The sequence below is a fragment of the Bacillus sp. 7705b genome, assembly GCF_002289525.1.
GTDB lineage: Bacteria > Bacillota > Bacilli > Bacillales > Bacillaceae > Bacillus > Bacillus halotolerans.
On record NZ_NSDH01000026.1, the window covers coordinates 80249 to 99792 of the forward strand.

Annotated in this window: 20 protein-coding genes; 18 read left to right on the plus strand and 2 right to left on the minus strand. The window is 45.0% G+C overall.

Features of this window, described 5'->3' with window-relative positions; translation table 11 throughout:
* Position 1: 1 nt before the first annotated feature.
* The 3 genes from rpe (at position 2) to spoVM (ending at position 1538) form a co-directional block, all read left to right on the plus strand.
* Positions 2–655 (plus strand): ribulose-phosphate 3-epimerase, encoded by a 654-nt coding sequence (rpe, locus tag CJU60_RS11105; protein WP_095713819.1) that lies wholly within the window; start codon positions 2–4, stop codon positions 653–655.
* 74 nt (positions 656–729) lie between these two features.
* Positions 730–1374 (plus strand): thiamine diphosphokinase, encoded by a 645-nt coding sequence (locus CJU60_RS11110; RefSeq protein ID WP_095713820.1) that lies wholly within the window; start codon positions 730–732, stop codon positions 1372–1374.
* A gap of 83 nt (positions 1375–1457) precedes the next feature.
* On the plus strand, positions 1458–1538 hold the full coding sequence (spoVM, locus tag CJU60_RS11115; RefSeq protein ID WP_003221545.1) for a stage V sporulation protein SpoVM: 81 nt from the start codon (positions 1458–1460) through the stop codon (positions 1536–1538).
* Positions 1539–1609: 71 nt separating this feature from the next.
* Here the strand turns inward: spoVM and rpmB are convergent, their stop codons facing one another.
* Positions 1610–1798, minus strand: coding sequence for a 50S ribosomal protein L28 (rpmB, locus tag CJU60_RS11120; RefSeq protein WP_003221548.1), 189 nt, complete (start codon positions 1796–1798; stop codon positions 1610–1612).
* A 278-nt stretch (positions 1799–2076) separates the two neighbouring features.
* Here rpmB and CJU60_RS11125 point away from each other — a divergent pair, with 278 nt between their 5' ends.
* The 13 genes from CJU60_RS11125 (at position 2077) to ftsY (ending at position 17134) form a co-directional block, all read left to right on the plus strand.
* Positions 2077–2439, plus strand: a complete 363-nt coding sequence (locus tag CJU60_RS11125; RefSeq protein WP_024121367.1) for an Asp23/Gls24 family envelope stress response protein — start codon at positions 2077–2079, stop codon at positions 2437–2439.
* A gap of 15 nt (positions 2440–2454) precedes the next feature.
* Entirely contained in the window at positions 2455–4113 is a 1659-nt protein-coding gene (locus CJU60_RS11130; RefSeq protein WP_095713821.1) for a DAK2 domain-containing protein, read from the plus strand.
* A gap of 139 nt (positions 4114–4252) precedes the next feature.
* Positions 4253–4915, plus strand: a complete 663-nt coding sequence (sdaAB, locus tag CJU60_RS11135; protein ID WP_024121369.1) for an L-serine ammonia-lyase, iron-sulfur-dependent subunit beta — start codon at positions 4253–4255, stop codon at positions 4913–4915.
* Positions 4916–4938: 23 nt separating this feature from the next.
* Positions 4939–5841 carry an L-serine ammonia-lyase, iron-sulfur-dependent, subunit alpha gene (gene sdaAA, locus CJU60_RS11140; protein ID WP_024121370.1) on the plus strand — a complete coding sequence of 301 codons (903 nt, stop codon included), beginning with the start codon at positions 4939–4941 and terminating at the stop codon, positions 5839–5841.
* Positions 5819–7867, plus strand: coding sequence for an ATP-dependent DNA helicase RecG (recG, locus tag CJU60_RS11145; RefSeq protein ID WP_095713822.1), 2049 nt, complete (start codon positions 5819–5821; stop codon positions 7865–7867). The genes sdaAA and recG overlap by 23 nt, the downstream gene beginning before the upstream one ends.
* A 107-nt stretch (positions 7868–7974) precedes the next feature.
* Entirely contained in the window at positions 7975–8541 is a 567-nt protein-coding gene (gene fapR / locus CJU60_RS11150) for a transcription factor FapR (RefSeq protein WP_095713823.1), read from the plus strand.
* A gap of 13 nt (positions 8542–8554) precedes the next feature.
* Positions 8555–9553 carry a phosphate acyltransferase PlsX gene (plsX, locus tag CJU60_RS11155; protein ID WP_024121373.1) on the plus strand — a complete coding sequence of 333 codons (999 nt, stop codon included), beginning with the start codon at positions 8555–8557 and terminating at the stop codon, positions 9551–9553.
* 18 nt (positions 9554–9571) lie between these two features.
* Positions 9572–10525 (plus strand): ACP S-malonyltransferase, encoded by a 954-nt coding sequence (fabD, locus tag CJU60_RS11160; protein WP_095713824.1) that lies wholly within the window; start codon positions 9572–9574, stop codon positions 10523–10525.
* On the plus strand, positions 10518–11258 hold the full coding sequence (fabG, locus tag CJU60_RS11165) for a 3-oxoacyl-[acyl-carrier-protein] reductase (protein ID WP_024121375.1): 741 nt from the start codon (positions 10518–10520) through the stop codon (positions 11256–11258). Before fabD ends, fabG begins: the two co-directional genes overlap by 8 nt.
* An 83-nt stretch (positions 11259–11341) precedes the next feature.
* Positions 11342–11575 carry an acyl carrier protein gene (gene acpP / locus CJU60_RS11170; protein WP_003154310.1) on the plus strand — a complete coding sequence of 78 codons (234 nt, stop codon included), beginning with the start codon at positions 11342–11344 and terminating at the stop codon, positions 11573–11575.
* A gap of 139 nt (positions 11576–11714) precedes the next feature.
* Entirely contained in the window at positions 11715–12464 is a 750-nt protein-coding gene (rncS, locus tag CJU60_RS11175) for a ribonuclease III (protein WP_010334220.1), read from the plus strand.
* A gap of 100 nt (positions 12465–12564) precedes the next feature.
* A complete protein-coding gene (gene smc / locus CJU60_RS11180) occupies positions 12565–16125 on the plus strand; it encodes a chromosome segregation protein SMC (RefSeq protein WP_095713825.1) in 3561 nt (1186 codons plus the stop codon).
* A 19-nt stretch (positions 16126–16144) separates the two neighbouring features.
* Positions 16145–17134 (plus strand): signal recognition particle-docking protein FtsY, encoded by a 990-nt coding sequence (gene ftsY / locus CJU60_RS11185; protein ID WP_044155917.1) that lies wholly within the window; start codon positions 16145–16147, stop codon positions 17132–17134.
* A gap of 39 nt (positions 17135–17173) precedes the next feature.
* On the opposite strand, the gene CJU60_RS11190 is transcribed toward ftsY, so the two are convergent.
* On the minus strand, positions 17174–17659 hold the full coding sequence (locus CJU60_RS11190) for an Ig-like domain-containing protein (protein WP_095713826.1): 486 nt from the start codon (positions 17657–17659) through the stop codon (positions 17174–17176).
* A gap of 177 nt (positions 17660–17836) precedes the next feature.
* Here CJU60_RS11190 and CJU60_RS11195 point away from each other — a divergent pair, with 177 nt between their 5' ends.
* Together CJU60_RS11195 and ffh are read left to right on the plus strand one after the other, a co-directional pair.
* Positions 17837–18169 carry a putative DNA-binding protein gene (locus CJU60_RS11195; RefSeq protein ID WP_024121379.1) on the plus strand — a complete coding sequence of 111 codons (333 nt, stop codon included), beginning with the start codon at positions 17837–17839 and terminating at the stop codon, positions 18167–18169.
* 13 nt (positions 18170–18182) lie between these two features.
* Positions 18183–19523 carry a signal recognition particle protein gene (gene ffh, locus CJU60_RS11200; protein ID WP_024121380.1) on the plus strand — a complete coding sequence of 447 codons (1341 nt, stop codon included), beginning with the start codon at positions 18183–18185 and terminating at the stop codon, positions 19521–19523.
* Positions 19524–19544 lie beyond the last annotated feature (21 nt).

A 19544-nucleotide genomic window follows, 5' to 3' on the forward strand; every position in this document is an offset into this window, starting at 1 on the left:
CATGGTAAAGATTGCACCTTCTATTCTTTCAGCTGATTTTGCCGCTTTAGGCAAAGAGATTCAAGATGTAGAAAAAGGCGGAGCCGATTACATTCATGTTGATGTCATGGACGGCCATTTTGTCCCGAATATTACGATTGGGCCGCTGATTGTAGAAGCCATTCGTCCGGTGACGAAACTGCCCCTGGATGTACATTTAATGATTGAAGAGCCGGATCGTTATATCCCGGCTTTCGCAAAAGCTGGAGCAGATATCCTGTCTGTACATGCCGAAGCCTGTCCGCACCTTCACCGGACAATCCAGCTTATGAAAGGGCAGGGTGTAAAAGCTGGCGTTGTCCTGAATCCGCATACACCTGTTCAAGTAATTGAGCATATTTTTGAAGAACTTGATCTCGTTCTCTTAATGACGGTGAACCCTGGATTTGGCGGACAGAAATTTATTCATTCTGTTCTTCCGAAAATAAAAGAAGTGAAACGAATGGCAGAGGAAAAAGGGAAACATGATCTGCTAATTGAAGTAGACGGCGGCGTCAACAAAGAAACAGCCCCGCTAGTCATCGAAGCGGGCGCAAATTTACTTGTTGCCGGTTCTGCTGTTTATGGCCAAACTGACCGCGAAAAAGCTATTTCTGAGATAAGAGGAAGCAAATAAGCAGCAGGAGAAAGAGCCGGGCGTATTTAGCCCGAGCTCTTTTTCCTGTACCCAGAAGCAGAAAGGAAAAAGAGATGAGAAAAATCAATATCGTTGCGGGAGGCCCAAAAGATTTTATCCCTGACCTGACTGGTTATACGGCTGATCACACGATCTGGGTCGGGGTTGACAAGGGCACAGTCACGCTTTTAGATGCCGGCATCATTCCTGATGAAGCTTTCGGAGATTTTGACAGCATTACGGAGCAGGAACGCCGGCAAATCGAAAAAGCCGCGCCCGCTCTCCATGTGTACCAGGCAGAAAAAGATCAAACTGATTTAGACCTCGCTCTTGATTGGGCCCTGGAAAAGCAGCCGGATGTCATTCAGATCTTCGGTATTACGGGAGGCAGAGCAGATCACTTTTTAGGAAATATTCAGCTGCTGTACAGGGGAGTAAAAACAAATTCGAAAATGAAGCTTATAGACAAACAGAATGATATTCAGATGTTCTCTCCAGGCGAATATTCTCTTCTTATCGATCAAAACAAACGGTATATCTCCTTCATCCCATTTACAGAAGAAGTGGATGAGCTGACTCTCATCGGTTTTAAATATCCGCTAAATAAGTGTCATATTACGCTTGGTTCAACACTATGTATTAGTAACGAACTCATTCATTCACGAGGTACTTTTTCGTTTGCGAAAGGCATATTAATAATGATAAGAAGCACGGATTAGCTTCTGCTTTCACTCATTTGTTGAAATTAATGAACCTTAAAGCGATGAACAGGCGGTTACGGGACTTATAGGAGGGGACAAAAATGAAATTTTACACCATTAAATTGCCGAAGTTTTTAGGAGGAATTGTCCGGGCGATGCTGGGCTCATTTAGAAAAGATTAAAGCCCAGGGGTTCAAGCCCCCTTTCACCACATAAAAACGCCTGCCACATATCAGGGCAGGCGTTCATTTTGTTATACACGCTCAACTTTACCGGATTTCAAAGCTCGAGCAGATACATATACTTTTTTAGGTTTTCCGTTCACAAGGATACGAACCTTTTGAAGATTCGCGCCCCAAGTGCGCTTAGAAGCATTCATTGCGTGAGAACGGTTATTCCCAGCTGTTGTTTTTTTACCTGTGATAACGCATTTACGTGCCATTTGTTTCCCTCCTCACTTGCACAAAACATCTACTTTTTCACTTTCATATGTTCTTAGATGCTTTCGATATGGATACTTTAAATAATTTACCACAGCTAAAAAACGTTTGCAACTATTGTTTCATCATCTTTCAAGAAAATTCACTTGACATCTTGCACAAACAGCGGCGCTATAGTATATGTAAAGAGACGTGCAGCGTTTGTCGCGTCTTTTCTTTTCATAATGGAATTCATATAGTAGAATAGCTGTAACTCTATGCATTCGAAGGAGGAACTAGTGTGTCCATTGAATTAAGAACGAAATACGGGCAGATTGATATATCGAATGAAGTCATTGCAATGGTTGCCGGCGGCGCTGCGATTGACTGTTACGGCATCGTTGGAATGGCCTCTAAAAACCAAATTAAAGACGGACTGACTGAAATCCTTCGGAAAGAGAATTTCAGCAGAGGTGTTCAAGTTCGCCAAGAAGCAGAACAGATACATATTGACATGTATATCATTGTCAGCTACGGCACAAAAATTTCTGAAGTGGCACATAACGTCCAAACAAAAGTAAAGTACACAGTAAATCAAACAGTCGGACTTGCAGTGGACTCTGTCAATATTTATGTCCAAGGCGTACGAGTGACGAACCCGTAGTTAGGAGGAGTAGGATTGTCTATCAGAACATTAGACGGCAGAACCTTTGCTGAGATGATTCTTGCAGGTGCACAGAATCTGTCGCAAAACGCGAGTGCGGTTGACGCGCTCAACGTGTTTCCGGTGCCGGACGGTGATACGGGAACAAACATGAACCTGTCAATGACTTCCGGGGCAAGAGAAGTGGAGCATTTGGAGACAAGTGATATCGGTAAAGTGGGCTCCGCGTTATCTAAAGGATTGCTCATGGGGGCAAGAGGGAATTCAGGAGTCATCCTGTCCCAATTGTTCCGAGGATTCAGTAAAAGCATTGAAACAAAAAAAGAAATTAATGCAAAAGAGTTTGCCGCCGCGCTGCAAGCCGGTGTCGATATGGCTTACAAAGCAGTCATGAAGCCTGTGGAGGGCACCATCTTAACAGTTGCAAAAGATGCTGCGAAACAAGCGGTGGCCCTGGCGGAAAAAGAAACCGATATCATTGCGCTGATGACATCGGTGACAAAGGAAGCTGAGGCATCCTTAAATCGGACACCAGAATTGCTGCCTGTCCTGAAGGAAGTAGGAGTCGTTGACAGCGGAGGCAAAGGCCTGCTTTGTGTGTATGAAGGTTTCCTCGCTTCATTAAAAGGAGAGACCGTTCCTGAGAAAACCGTTCTTCCGTCACTTGATGACATGGTCAGCGCAGAGCATCATAAGAGTGCGCAGAGCATGATGAATACAGATGATATTGAATTTGGTTTCTGTACAGAAGTGATGGTAAGGCTCGATCAGAATAAAAGAGAATTTGATGAAGGCACATTCAGAAATGACCTCAGCCAATTTGGTGATTCTCTTTTGGTTATTGCAGACGAGTCTCTGGCGAAGGTTCATATTCATGCTGAAGAGCCGGGAAACGTGTTAAACTACGCTCAAAATTACGGTGAATTAATAAAAATTAAAATTGAAAACATGAGAGAGCAGCACACTTCCATCATCAGCCAGGACAGCGAGCCTGCTCACAGCGAGAAAGCGGCAAAGCAGCCGTACGGCATTGTGACTGTTGCGATGGGAGAAGGCATTTCTGATTTATTCAAAAGCATTGGCGCTTCCGTTGTGATTGAAGGCGGCCAGACGATGAATCCAAGCACTGAGGATATTGTCGATGCTGTAAGATCTGTAAATGCAGACACTGTGTTTATCTTACCGAATAACTCCAACATTATCATGGCTGCCAATCAAGCCGCAAGTGTGATAGGCGATAAGGTTTTTGTCATTCCTGCCAAAACGGTTCCGCAAGGGATGTCAGCGCTGCTGGCATTTAATCCGGATCAAGAGCCTGAAGCAAATGAAGCCAATATGCTAAGTGCCATTCAGCAAGTAAAAAGCGGACAGGTGACATACTCAGTCAGGGATACTCATATTGACGGACAAGACATAAAAAAAGGCGACTTTATGGGAATTCTGAATGGAACGATTATCGGCAGTGCTGAAGATCAGCTGGGTGCTGCAAAAATGCTCTTGTCAGAAATGATCGGAGAAGAGGACGAAATTGTCACCATTCTTTATGGAGAAGATGCGTCTCAAGAAGAAGCTGAAGAGCTTGAAGCGTTTCTCAACGACAAGTACGAAGAGATTGAGGTTGAAATCCACAACGGAAAACAGCCGCTGTATTCGTATATAGTTTCTGCAGAATAGAAGGGCAAATTGCCCTTCTATTCTTATGTCTGCTTTTAAGTGCGGCAGCGCTGTAACGCGCCCGCTTGCCATTTTATATCCGATCAATTAGTCTAGAAGCAAAGCCGCTTATAAGCTCTGATTCATAAGGAGGAATAGCATGAAATACAGAAGCGTTTTTGATATTATCGGCCCGGTTATGATCGGTCCGTCCAGTTCGCATACAGCAGGCGCGGCGAGAATCGGGAGAGTGGCCAGAAGTTTATTTGGCAGAGAGCCTGAGCGCATCGTTGTGTCCTTTTACGGCTCTTTTGCTGAAACATATAAGGGTCACGGCACAGATGTGGCAATCATCGGCGGTCTGCTTGATTTTGATACATTTGACGAACGGATTAAAACCGCTATACAAATTGCAGAAGATAAAGGAATTGATATAGAGTTTCGAGTCGAAGACGCTGTTCCGGTTCACCCAAACACAGCTCGAATCAGCATTTCTGATGAAAAGGGAGAACTTGAACTGACGGGAATTTCGATAGGCGGAGGAAAAATTGAAATCACAGAATTAAACGGCTTTGAGCTCCGTCTGTCTGGAAACCACCCTGCCATTCTAGTTGTCCATAATGACAAGTTTGGCACCATTGCAGGAGTTGCCAATGTCCTTGCGAAATTCTCAATCAACGTCGGCCATATGGAAGTCGCCCGCAAGGATATTGGTCAGCTTGCGCTGATGACAATAGAAGTGGATCAAAATATTGACGATGATGTTCTCGATGAGCTGTCGAAGCTGCCGAACATTATTCAAGTGACAAAGATTGCTGACTAGCGAAGGGTCAGGAGGAGCCAGTTATGTTTCGTAATGTAAAAGAATTAATTGAGATAACGAAAGAAAAGCAAATGTCCATTTCTGACATTATGATCGCTCAAGAGATGGAAGTAACAGAAAAAACAAAAGAAGAAATTTTTCAGCAGATGGATCACAATCTGACTGTTATGGAAGCGGCGGTTCAGAAAGGGCTTGAAGGGGTTACGAGTCAAACGGGCTTAACAGGCGGGGATGCCGTTAAATTACAGGCCTACATTCGATCTGGAAAAAGCCTGTCGGGAGCGCTGATTTTAGACGCGGTATCGAAAGCTGTGGCAACAAATGAAGTGAATGCCGCCATGGGAACAATCTGTGCGACACCGACAGCCGGATCTGCGGGTGTAGTGCCGGGTACGTTATTTGCCGTGAAAGAAAAACTGAACCCCACAAGAGAACAAATGATCCGCTTTTTATTTACGGCCGGAGCTTTCGGCTTTGTCGTAGCAAATAATGCAAGTATTTCCGGTGCGGCCGGCGGGTGTCAGGCAGAGGTAGGATCTGCCTCGGGCATGGCAGCTGCGGCAATTGTTGAAATGGCAGGCGGAACACCTGAGCAAAGTGCGGAGGCCATGGCCATTACATTAAAAAATATGCTCGGCCTTGTGTGTGATCCTGTTGCGGGCCTTGTTGAAGTGCCTTGTGTGAAGCGGAATGCAATGGGCGCATCAAACGCGATGATTGCTGCTGATATGGCATTAGCAGGCATTACAAGCCGGATTCCATGTGACGAGGTCATCGATGCGATGTATAAAATCGGCCAAACGATGCCCACTGCCCTTAGAGAAACAGGCCAGGGCGGTTTAGCGGCCACACCGACGGGAAGAGAATTAGAGAAAAAAATATTCGGAGGAGCGCTGGGTTCAAGTGAAACAACATCAGCAAACTAGTATAGCCAACATTAAGGGCATTGGGCCGGAAACAGAAAAAACATTAAATGAACTCGGTATTTATGACATTTCTGATCTTCTGAATTATTTCCCTTATCGCTATGATGACTACGAGCTGAGGGATTTAGAAGAAGTACAGCATGATGAAAGAGTCACAGTTGAAGGGAAGGTTCATTCAGAGCCTTCTCTTACCTATTACGGAAAAAAACGAAACAGGCTGACATTTCGCCTTCTTGTCGGCCATTATTTAATCACTGCCATTTGTTTTAACCGTCCTTATTTAAAGAAAAAGCTTTCGCTGGGCTCTGTTGTGACGATTTCCGGTAAATGGGACAAGCACCGTCAGACCATTTCTGTTCAGGAATTAAAAAATGGGCCGCATCAAGAGGATAAAAGCATTGAACCAGTTTATTCCGTGAAAGAAAATGTCACCGTCAAAATGATGAGACGTTTTATTCAGCACGGGCTGACACAATATGCGGACTCAATACCTGATCCTCTCCCGGAAAATCTTAAAATTCGCTATAAGCTGCCGGACTATCATCAAGCGTTAAAAGCGATGCACCAGCCAGAAACAAGAGAAGCATTAAAGCTGGCCAGACGCCGATTCGTTTACGAAGAATTTTTATTATTTCAGTTGAAAATGCAGGCGTTCCGAAAGGCGGAAAGAGAGCAGTCGCAAGGGATACGGCAGCGTTTTTCAAACGAAGAACTCATGACATTTGTCAAAAGCCTCCCGTTTCCTCTCACCAACGCCCAGTCCCGCGTGCTTCGCGAAATAACAGCAGACATGTCTTCCCCATACAGAATGAACCGTCTTCTTCAAGGAGACGTCGGATCAGGAAAAACGGCAGTCGCTGCCATCGCGCTTTATGCGGCCATTTTATCCGGATATCAGGGAGCGCTTATGGTTCCGACAGAAATTCTTGCTGAACAGCATGCTGATTCCCTTGTTTCACTGTTTGAAAAGTGGGATGTCAATGTCGCCCTTCTGACAAGCTCTGTAAAAGGGAAGCGCCGAAGGGAATTGCTTGAGCAGCTTGGTGCGGGAGAGATTGATATTCTTGTAGGAACCCATGCTTTAATCCAGGATGAGGTCGAGTTTAAAGCGCTAAGTCTTGTCATCACGGATGAGCAGCACCGATTTGGAGTTGAACAGCGGAAGAAGCTTCGGAACAAAGGGCAGGATCCCGATGTTCTCTTTATGACAGCCACTCCGATTCCGAGAACCCTGGCGATTACTGTTTTCGGTGAAATGGATGTCTCCGTCATTGATGAGATGCCGGCGGGGCGGAAACAAATCGAGACCTATTGGGTGAAACATGACATGCTGGACCGCATTCTGGCATTCGTCGAAAAAGAATTAAAGCAGGGCAGACAGGCGTATATTATCTGTCCGCTGATCGAAGAATCAGACAAGCTTGATGTGCAAAACGCTATAGATGTATACAATATGCTTTCTGAGGTTTTCCGTGGAAAATGGAACGTCGGCCTTATGCACGGAAAACTGCATTCCGATGAAAAAGATCAGGTGATGAGGGAATTCAGCGCGAATACGTGTCAAATTCTCGTATCAACCACTGTTGTTGAAGTCGGAGTGAATGTCCCGAATGCAACGATTATGGTCATTTACGACGCCGATCGCTTTGGTTTGTCCCAGCTTCACCAGCTGCGCGGCCGTGTAGGCCGCGGCGAGCACCAATCTTACTGCATTCTTATGGCTGATCCGAAATCAGAAACAGGAAAAGAACGGATGAGAATCATGTCGGAAACCAATGACGGCTTTGAACTGTCTGAAAAGGATTTGGAACTGAGAGGCCCGGGAGATTTCTTTGGAAAAAAACAAAGCGGAATGCCTGATTTTAAGGTGGCGGACATGGTTCATGATTACAGAGCGCTTGAAACGGCAAGGCAGGACGCTGCAAATCTGGTGGCTTCGGAAGCGTTCTGGAACGACCCCGAATATGGGGCGCTAAGAGAGCATTTGCTGAAAAGCGGAGTCATGGACGGGGAAAAATTGAGCTGAGGTAAGAAGTTTTTGGTGTTTAGCCAGAAACAATCATTGCATTCCAATCTATGAAATTATATACTACTATTAGTACCTAGTCTTAATTTGCCGGATGGTGTTTAGATATGAGAAGAAATAAGAAAGAACGCCAGGAATTACTTCAGCAGACGATCAAAGCAACCCCATTTATTACAGATGAAGAATTAGCGGGAAAATTCGGAGTAAGCATTCAGACGATTCGTTTGGACCGCTTGGAGCTTTCCATACCGGAGCTAAGAGAAAGAATTAAGAACGTGGCAGAGAAAACGCTTGAAGATGAAGTGAAGTCCCTGTCACTAGACGAAGTCATCGGAGAAATTATTGACCTTGAGCTGGATGATCAGGCGATTTCTATTTTAGAAATAAAACAGGAGCATGTATTCAGCCGGAATCAAATTGCGAGAGGACACCATTTATTTGCTCAGGCGAATTCTTTGGCCGTTGCAATTATAGATGACGAATTGGCGCTGACTGCAAGTGCAGACATCCGCTTTACCAGGCAGGTAAAGCAGGGTGAGCGCGTCGTTGCGAAAGCGAAAGTGACGGCGGTTGAGAAAGATAAAGGAAGAACGGTTGTCGAAGTGAACAGCTATGTTGCAGAGGAAATTGTTTTTTCTGGACATTTTGACATGTACCGTTCAAAACATTCATAAAGGTGGAGCATGCATGAGAATAGCTGTAGATGCAATGGGAGGAGACCACGCTCCCAAAGCTGTTATTGACGGAGTTATGAAGGGTATAGAGTCATTTGATGATCTTCATATTACACTTGTCGGTGACAAGACAACAATAGAATCGTATTTAACAACATCATCAGACCGCATCACGGTGCTGCACGCAGATGAAGTGATTGAGCCTACGGACGAACCGGTCCGCGCCGTGCGGAGAAAAAAGAACTCCTCTATGGTCCTGATGGCGCAGGAAGTTGCAGAAGGCAGAGCTGACGCCTGCATTTCAGCAGGAAATACCGGCGCGCTAATGACAGCCGGCCTGTTTATTGTGGGAAGAATTAAAGGAATTGACCGCCCTGCGCTTGCACCGACACTGCCGACTGTATCAGGCGGCGGATTTCTGCTCCTTGATGTCGGCGCCAATGTAGATGCCAAGCCTGAGCATCTCGTTCAATACGCCATTATGGGTTCTGTTTATTCCCAGCAAGTCCGAGGCGTGACTTCACCGAGAGTCGGACTTTTGAATGTCGGAACAGAAGATAAAAAAGGAAACGAATTGACGAAGCAGACGTTCCAATTATTAAAAGAGGCAAACATCAACTTTATCGGAAACGTGGAAGCACGGGACCTTTTAGACGATGTAGCAGATGTCGTAGTAACGGACGGATTTACCGGGAATGTTACACTCAAAACGCTTGAAGGCTCTGCGATGTCCATTTTTAAAATGATGAAAGAAGCGCTCACGTCAAACTTTACATCTAAGCTTGCGGCCGCTGTGCTGAAGCCGAAGATGAAGGAAATGAAAATGAAAATGGATTATTCCGAATACGGCGGAGCAAGTCTTTTCGGTTTGAAAGCGCCGGTAATCAAGGCACACGGCTCTTCTGATGCCCGTGCGGTTTACCATGCGATCCGCCAAGCCAGAGAGATGGTCAGCCAAAACATGGCTGCGCTCATTCAGGAAGAAGTAAAAGAAGAAAAAACAGATGAATAGTCTGGAGGTTTTTACATCATGAGTAAGATTGCATTTTTATTCCCTGGTCAGGGATCTCAATTTATCGGCATGGGGAAAGAGCTTTATGATCAGGTTCCAGCTGCAAAACGTCTGTTCGATGAAGCGGACGAAACATTGGAAACAAAGCTCAGCTCACTGATTTTTGAAGGTGATGCCAAAGAATTAACCCTTACATACAATGCGCAGCCTGCTTTGCTGACGACTAGCATGGCTGTGCTTGAAAAATTTAAAGAATCAGGCATTACACCTGATTTCACAGCCGGACACAGCCTTGGAGAATATTCTGCACTGGTGGCGGCTGGCGCAATGAGCTTTAAAGACGCTGTTTATACTGTCAGAAAACGCGGTGAGTTCATGAACGAAGCGGTGCCGGCCGGAGAAGGAGCGATGGCTGCCATTCTCGGCATGGATGCCGACGCATTGAAACAAGTAACCGATAAAGTCACTGAGGATGGCCACCTTGTGCAGCTTGCCAACCTCAACTGTCCCGGACAAATCGTTATTTCCGGAACGGCAAAAGGAGTAGAGCTTGCATCTGAACAGGCAAAAGAGAACGGCGCTAAACGTGCGATTCCGCTTGACGTAAGCGGTCCGTTCCATTCTGAACTGATGAAGCCTGCTGCTGATAAGCTGAAGGAAGTCTTGGACTCCTGTGAACTGAAAGACGCAGACGTGCCGGTGATCTCAAATGTTTCTGCAGATGTGATGACAGATAAGGCAGACATTAAAGAGAAACTCATTGAGCAGCTGTACTCCCCGGTTCGTTTTGAGGAAACTGTTAACAAGCTGATCGCAGAGGGTGTTACGACGTTTATTGAAATCGGTCCCGGCAAAGTGCTTTCAGGCCTTGTGAAAAAAGTAAACAGACGCTTAAAAACCATTGCCGTATCAGACCCGGAAACGATTGAACTGGCAATTCAAACGCTTAAGGAGGAGAATGAGAATGCTTAATGAAAAAACAGCTGTTGTCACTGGCGCATCCCGCGGAATCGGTCGTTCAATCGCCCTTGACTTGGCCAAAAACGGTGCAAACGTTGTCGTTAACTACTCAGGCAGCGAAGCGAAAGCAAATGAAGTCGTAGATGAAATCAAATCAATGGGCAGAAAAGCGATTGCTGTCAAAGCCGATGTATCAAATCCTGAAGATGTACAAAACATGATAAAAGAAGCGATTTCTGTTTTCTCTACGATTGACATTCTAGTGAACAACGCCGGAATTACAAAAGACAATCTCATCATGAGAATGAAAGAAGATGAGTGGGATGATGTCATTAACATTAACCTGAAGGGTGTTTTCAACTGCACGAAAGCTGTGACAAGACAGATGATGAAGCAGCGTTCAGGCCGGATTATTAATGTATCGTCTATCGTCGGCGTCAGCGGAAATCCTGGACAAGCCAACTACGTGGCTGCAAAAGCAGGTGTGATCGGCTTAACAAAATCTTCAGCTAAAGAGCTCGCAAGCCGCAACATCACAGTTAATGCGATTGCGCCTGGATTTATCTCAACTGATATGACAGATAAACTTGCTAAAGACGTTCAAGATGAAATGCTGAAACAAATTCCGCTCGCTCGCTTTGGCGATCCCGGCGATGTCAGCAGCGTCGTCACGTTTCTTGCTTCAGAGGGAGCGCGTTACATGACAGGCCAGACGCTTCATATTGACGGCGGAATGGTAATGTAAGTTTTTTCTCGAAAATTTCATCATAGTTACTCTAGTTTTTTAAAAACGAATCCACTATAATACTTGAGGGGAGGTGAATTGCTATGGCAGATACATTAGAGCGTGTAACGAAAATCATCGTAGATCGCCTTGGCGTTGATGAAGCAGACGTCAAACTTGAAGCTTCTTTCAAGGAAGACTTAGGTGCTGATTCCCTGGATGTAGTTGAGCTTGTTATGGAACTTGAAGACGAGTTTGATATGGAGATTTCTGACGAAGATGCTGAAAAGATTGCAACAGTCGGCGACGCTGTGAACTACATACAAAACCAGCAATAAGCTGATGCTAAAAGTCCCGCCGAAACGCGGGGCTTTAGCCCTTTATTCGTGCAGTTATTACAGCATGCCGCTTTTACGCGCGCTGTATCCGGTTTAGTCAGAGAAGCGCGGTGAACCTGATGTGCCTATGGAGGTTACTATGTCAAAACACTCACATTATAAAGATAAGAAAAAGTTCTATAAAAAAATAGAACAATTTAAAGAGTTTCAAGAACGGATCTCGGTTCACTTTCAAAATGAAAAGCTTTTGTATCAAGCATTTACACATTCATCTTATGTGAATGAGCATCGGAAAAAGCCGTATGAAGATAATGAAAGGCTTGAATTTTTAGGTGACGCTGTTTTGGAACTGACGATCTCCAGATTCTTATTTGCCAAGTATCCGGCTATGAGTGAAGGAGATTTGACGAAATTGAGAGCCGCGATTGTATGCGAACCGTCTCTCGTTTCATTGGCTCACGAACTGTCATTCGGCGATCTTGTCCTATTAGGGAAAGGCGAGGAAATGACGGGCGGCAGAAAACGCCCTGCACTTTTGGCGGATGTCTTCGAAGCATTTATCGGAGCCTTGTATCTTGACCAGGGATTAGAGCCGGTCGAAAGTTTCTTAAAAGTCTATGTGTTCCCTAAAATAAACGATGGTGCTTTTTCTCATGTGATGGATTTTAAAAGCCAGCTGCAGGAATACGTGCAGCGGGACGGCAAGGGCTCGCTGGAGTATAAAATATCCAACGAAAAAGGACCTGCCCATAACCGTGAATTCGAAGCCATCGTATCTCTAAAAGGTGAACCACTCGGAGTCGGAAACGGCCGTTCAAAGAAAGAAGCCGAACAGCACGCTGCTCAGGAAGCTCTAGCTAAATTGCAAAAACACCATACGAAACAATAAAATCCCCCTAAGTTATAAGGGGGATTTCAGTATGTTTGCCGTCTTATTTCATCCATGTTTATGATAAAATTGAAATACTTATTACATAAGGAGGATCGCTATGTTCCTCAAACGTTTAGACGTTATAGGATTTAAATCATTTGCAGAACGGATTTCCGTTGATTTTGTAAAAGGCGTCACTGCGGTTGTCGGCCCGAACGGAAGCGGAAAAAGCAATATCACAGACGCTATTCGCTGGGTTCTTGGAGAACAATCAGCACGTTCCCTTCGCGGCGGGAAAATGGAAGATATTATTTTTGCCGGCAGTGATTCGAGAAAACGGTTAAATCTTGCCGAAGTTACACTTACGCTTGATAATGACGATCATTTTTTGCCGATTGACTTCCATGAGGTCAGTGTCACAAGACGTGTGTACAGATCTGGCGAGAGTGAATTTTTAATTAACAATCAGCCGTGCCGCTTAAAAGATATTATTGATTTATTTATGGACTCAGGACTTGGAAAAGAAGCATTTTCGATTATCAGCCAAGGGAAAGTGGAAGAAATCCTGAGCAGCAAAGCGGAGGATCGCCGCAGTATCTTTGAAGAAGCAGCAGGGGTGCTCAAATACAAAACGAGAAAGAAAAAAGCAGAAAACAAGCTGTTTGAAACCCAGGATAATTTAAACCGGGTAGAAGATATATTACATGAGCTGGAAGGCCAGGTTGAACCTCTTAAAATACAGGCCTCAATCGCGAAAGACTACCTGGAGAAAAAGAAAGAGCTTGAGCACGTTGAAATTGCGCTGACCGCTTACGATATTGAAGAGCTGCACGCCAAATGGTCAAGCCTTCAGGAGAAAGTGCAAGCCGCTAAGGAAGAAGAGCTTGCTGAATCGTCTGCTATTTCAGCAAAAGAAGCGAAAATTGAAGATGCTCGAGACAAAATTCAAGCCCTCGATGAATCAGTGGACGAGCTCCAGCAAGTCTTACTTGTGACAAGTGAGGAGCTTGAAAAGCTGGAAGGGCGCAAAGAAGTACTGAAAGAACGCAAAAAAAACGCTGTGCAAAACCGAGAGCAGCTTGAAGAAGCCATCGTACAGTTTCAGCAAAAAGAAGCTGTGCTGAAAGAAGATCTTGCGAAGCAGGAAGCTGTTTTCGAAACGCTTCAGACAGAAGTGAAAGATTTAAAAGCACAGGTGAAGGAAAAGCAGCAGGCTCTCAGTCTTCATAATGAAAATGTCGAAGAGAAAATTGAACAGCTGAAAAGCGATTACTTTGAGCTGTTAAACAGCCAGGCGTCGATTCGCAATGAGCTCCAGCTGCTTGATGACCAGATGTCCCAATCAGCCGTTACCCAGCAGAGGCTAGCTGATAATAATGAAAAGCATCTGCAGGAACGGCGCGATATTTCCGCCCAAAAAGCTGCATGTGAAACCGAGTTTGCGCGCATAGAGCAGGAGATTCACAGCCAAGTCGGCGCGTATCGTGAAATGCAGGTCAAATACGAGCAGAAAAAGCGTCAATATGAGAAAAATGAATCTGCTCTTTACCAAGCATACCAATACGTCCAGCAGGCGAGATCGAAAAAAGACATGCTTGAGACGATGCAGGGAGATTTCTCCGGCTTTTATCAAGGTGTTAAAGAGGTGCTGAAAGCGAAAGAGCGGCTTGGCGGTATTCGCGGGGCAGTCCTTGAGCTGATTTCAACAGAACAAAAGTATGAAACGGCCATTGAAATCGCACTCGGAGCTTCAGCACAGCATGTCGTGACCGATGATGAACAGTCCGCACGTAAAGCGATTCAATATTTGAAACAAAATTCGTTCGGCCGGGCGACATTTCTGCCGCTTTCTGTCATCAAAGACCGTCAGCTTCAAAGCAGGGACGCGGCAACTGCGGAGCAGCACCCGTCATTTCTCGGGGTTGCCAGTGATCTTGTCACATTTGATCCCGCGTATCGCCGTATCATTCAAAACCTGCTTGGCACCGTTCTGATTACAGAGCATTTAAAAGGCGCAAATGAGCTTGCGAAGCTGCTTGGACACCGTTACCGCATTGTTACTCTCGAGGGCGATGTCGTGAATCCTGGAGGTTCAATGACGGGGGGCGCCGTTAAAAAGAAAAACAACTCCCTGCTAGGAAGAAGCCGGGAACTAGAGGATGTCACCCAGCGGCTCGCTGAGATGGAAGAAAAAACAGCGCAGCTTGAACAAGAGGTCAAAACCCTTAAGCAATCCATTCAGGAGATGGAGAAAAAGCTGGCTGAATTAAGAGAGGCCGGGGAAGGCTTAAGAGTAAAGCAGCAGGATGTGAAAGGCCAGCTGTATGAGCTTCAAGTCGCTGAGAAGAATATCAATACTCACTTAGAGCTCTATGATCAGGAAAAATCAGCTCTGTCAGAAAGCGATCAAGAGAAGAAAGCGCGCAAACGCGAGCTGGAAGAAAAGCTTTCTTCCGTATCCGAAAAGATGAAACAGCTTGAAGAGGATATTGATAGACTGACAAAACAAAAACAGACACAGTCCTCTACAAAAGAGTCTCTCTCCAATGAGCTGACTGAGCTGAAGATCGCAGCAGCGAAAAAAGAGCAAGCATGTAAGAGCGAAGAGGACAACCTCGCTAGATTAAAGAAAGAGCTCCAAGAAACAGAGCTTGCTTTAAAAGAGACGAAAGAGGACCTAAGCTTCTTAACGTCAGAAATGTCATCAAGCACAAGCGGCGAAGAAAAACTGGAAGAGGCCGCGAAACATAAATTGAATGACAAAACAAAAACAATTGAATTGATTGCGTTAAGGCGTGACCAGAGGATCAAACTTCAGCAGGGGCTTGATACGTATGAGCGCGAGCTGAAAGAAATGAAGCGCCTGTATAAACAAAAAACAACGCTCTTAAAAGACGAAGAAGTAAAACTAGGCCGAATGGAAGTCGAGCTTGATAATTTGCTGCAATACTTGCGGGAAGAATACAGCTTGTCCTTTGAGGGAGCTAAAGAGAAATACCAGCTTGAAACAGATCCTGAGGAAGCACGAAAGCGCGTGAAGCTGATTAAACTCGCAATAGAAGAGCTTGGAACGGTAAACCTCGGAAGCATAGATGAGTTTGAGAGGGTTAACGAACGCTATCAATTCTTGTCAGAGCAAAAAGAAGATTTAACAGAAGCAAAAAATACCCTGTTCCAAGTGATTGAGGAAATGGACGAAGAGATGACGAAACGCTTTAACGACACATTCGTCCAAATCCGCTCTCACTTTGATCAAGTCTTCCGCTCCTTATTCGGAGGAGGACGAGCGGAATTAAGGCTTACCGATCCGAATGATCTGCTGCATTCCGGGGTAGAAATTATCGCGCAGCCGCCGGGAAAAAAACTGCAAAACTTAAACCTTTTGTCTGGCGGAGAGCGTGCGCTTACTGCTATTGCGCTCTTATTCTCAATTTTAAAGGTGCGCCCTGTACCGTTTTGTGTTCTAGACGAGGTAGAAGCCGCGCTTGACGAAGCAAATGTGTTCCGGTTTGCGCAGTATTTGAAAAAATACAGTGCCGATACCCAGTTTATTGTGATTACCCACAGAAAAGGCACTATGGAGGAAGCCGATGTGCTTTACGGCGTGACAATGCCGGAATCAGGTGTTTCTAAGGTCATCTCAGTGAAGCTGGAAGAGACAAAAGAATTCGTTCAGTAACGAGGAAAGAGGTTATAAGATGAGTTTTTTTAAAAAATTAAAAGAGAAAATCACAAAGCAGACAGATTCCGTATCTGAAAAGTTTAAGGACGGCCTTGAAAAAACGAGAAACTCCTTTCAAAACAAAGTGAATGATCTCGTGTCCCGTTACCGTAAAATTGATGAGGACTTCTTCGAAGAGCTTGAAGAGGTCCTGATCAGTGCTGATGTCGGTTTTACAACGGTTATGGAGCTGATAGACGAGCTCAAAAAAGAAGTGAAACGCAGAAATATTCAAGATCCGCAGGAAGTGCAGTCTGTTATTTCTGAGAAGCTGGTGGAGATTTATAACAGCGGAGACGAACAAATTTCTGAGCTGAACATTCAGGAAGGGCGTTTAAATGTCATTCTCCTAGTCGGCGTAAATGGAGTCGGCAAAACGACAACGATCGGAAAGCTTGCTCATAAACTAAAGCAAGAAGGGAAATCTGTTGTACTCGCTGCCGGAGACACTTTCAGAGCAGGAGCGATTGAACAGCTTGAAGTATGGGGAGAACGTACGGGTGTGCCTGTCATTAAGCAGGCGGCCGGCAGCGATCCTGCGGCTGTCATCTATGATGCTGTTCACGCTGCCAAAGCGAGAGAAGCCGATGTATTGATTTGTGATACGGCAGGGCGTCTTCAAAATAAGGTAAACCTGATGAAGGAGCTCGAAAAGGTGAAGCGCGTTATCGAGAGAGAAGTGCCCGAAGCGCCTCATGAGGTGCTGCTCGCCCTTGATGCCACGACTGGACAAAACGCAATGGCACAGGCGAAGGAGTTCTCTAAAGCAACAAACGTTACAGGAATTGCTTTAACAAAGCTTGACGGCACTGCAAAAGGCGGCATTGTCCTTGCGATTCGCAACGAGCTTCATATTCCGGTTAAATTAGTCGGCTTAGGAGAAAAAGTTGATGATCTTCAGGAGTTTGACGCTGAATCTTACGTATACGGGCTCTTTTCAGATTTAGTGGAAAAAGCGGAGGATTAAAAAGACAAACAGCCCCCAAAAGCATTGGGGGCTGTTTTGTTATCGTCTCACTTGATAGGCGAAATGATAAAGGCTGTTATCAGTGGATAGCAATCTCGCATCACCTGAATAAACCCTGAATGGAATAATGTCATAGTAATGAACGGAAACAGATGTGTAATACGTGTAGTATCCAGCAGCAGGTCCTAAATACATTGGAACGTTAAACTTTCCGTTTTCATCAGTTGTTCCCGCAGCTGTCTGTGTTGTATTCCCGACTTTTGTATCTGCTTCGAAGCTGACTGGTGTGTTTGGCACTGGCGCTCCATTTTCGTCGAGCAATGTACCGCTTATCGTAATATTGTACTTGACTCGCCAAAATTGGCCCTGTCCGTAATTGATTTTGCCGTACACGCCTCCGTCCGTGCTAATATTTGAGATGGAGGCCCTATAAGTGGCTCCGGCCGCAGCTGCTTGCTGGGCTGGAAAAATAAATGGTAAAACGGCAGCCAAGCATAACATAACCAACAAACCGATTTTTTTCATGAGAATCCTCCTTTAAAGTGGGTTTCATATACAATATCGGAATAAATTAGAATATGTTTAGTTAATATTGGAAAAAGTGATCATTGCTTTGACAAGATAAAAACTTGACACTCACATTAAAACCATGTAAACTAAGTTATCGTAAAGGGATTTGACTTAACAAAGGGGAGAGCTCATATGTCGCTCGAAAAGACAACGAGAATGAATTATCTGTTTGATTTTTATCAGTCGTTGTTGACGTCTAAACAGAAGAGCTATATGTCGCTTTATTATTTGGACGATTTCTCCCTTGGCGAAATAGCCGAAGAGTATGAGGTTTCAAGACAAGCTGTTTATGATAACATCAAACGAACAGAAGCGATGCTTGAACAATATGAAGAAAAGCTGCTCCTTTTGAAAAAGTTTCAGGAGCGTAAAGAGATGTTTAATAAGCTGAAGGAGCTTGCTTCCGGTACTAAAGAAGAGGAAGAAATTACAGCTCTGATTGAAGCGCTTGAGAAATTAGATTAGGAGGCGGCAAACTATGGCATTTGAAGGATTAGCCGACCGACTGCAGCAGACGATTTCTAAAATCCGCGGAAAAGGGAAAGTCAGCGAACAAGATGTAAAAGAAATGATGCGTGAAGTTCGTCTTGCGCTGCTTGAGGCTGACGTTAACTTTAAAGTAGTAAAGGATTTTGTGAAAAAAGTAAGTGAACGGGCTGTAGGCCAAGACGTCATGAAAAGCCTGACGCCCGGCCAGCAGGTCATTAAAGTCGTTAAAGAGGAACTGACAGAGCTGATGGGCGGCGAAGAAAGCAAAATTGCCGTCGCAAAGCGGCCGCCGACTGTTATTATGATGGTTGGTCTCCAGGGTGCCGGTAAAACGACAACGAGCGGTAAGCTTGCAAATCTGCTGCGCAAAAAGCATAATCGCAAACCGATGCTGGTTGCTGCCGATATTTACCGTCCTGCTGCAATCAAGCAGCTGGAAACGCTAGGCAAGCAGCTCGACATGCCTGTTTTTTCCCTTGGCGATCAGGTCAGCCCTGTAGAAATAGCCAAGCAGGCTATCGAAAAAGCCAAGGAAGAACACTATGATTATGTTATTTTGGATACAGCAGGCCGTTTGCATATCGACCATGAGCTTATGGATGAACTGACCCAAGTGAAAGAAATCGCGAATCCGGAAGAAATTTTTCTGGTTGTCGATTCAATGACCGGGCAGGATGCCGTGAATGTAGCCAAAAGCTTTAACGAACAGCTCGGTTTAACCGGTGTTGTGTTAACGAAGCTTGATGGAGACACGCGCGGGGGTGCTGCACTTTCCATTCGTGCGGTGACAAACACGCCGATTAAATTCGCCGGTTTAGGCGAAAAACTTGATGCATTAGAAGCATTCCATCCTGAACGCATGGCATCAAGGATTCTCGGCATGGGTGACGTGTTAACATTGATTGAAAAAGCTCAGGCAACTGTCGATGAAGACAAGGCCAAAGAGCTGGAACAAAAAATGAGAACAATGAGCTTCACATTGGATGATTTTCTGGAGCAGCTCGGACAGGTCAGAAACATGGGGCCTCTGGATGAGCTTCTGCAAATGATGCCGGGTGCAGGTAAGATGAAAGGCTTGAAAAATATTCAAGTTGATGAAAAGCAGCTGAATCATGTGGAAGCGATCATTAAATCGATGACTGTTCTTGAAAAAGAACAGCCGGATATCATTAATGCCAGCCGGCGCAAGCGGATTGCGAAAGGAAGCGGGACGTCCGTACAGGAAGTCAACCGTCTGCTTAAGCAGTTTGACGAAATGAAAAAAATGATGAAGCAGATGACAAACATGTCAAAAGGAAAGAAAAAAGGATTTAAGTTACCTTTTATGTAATCGGTTATACATGATAAAACC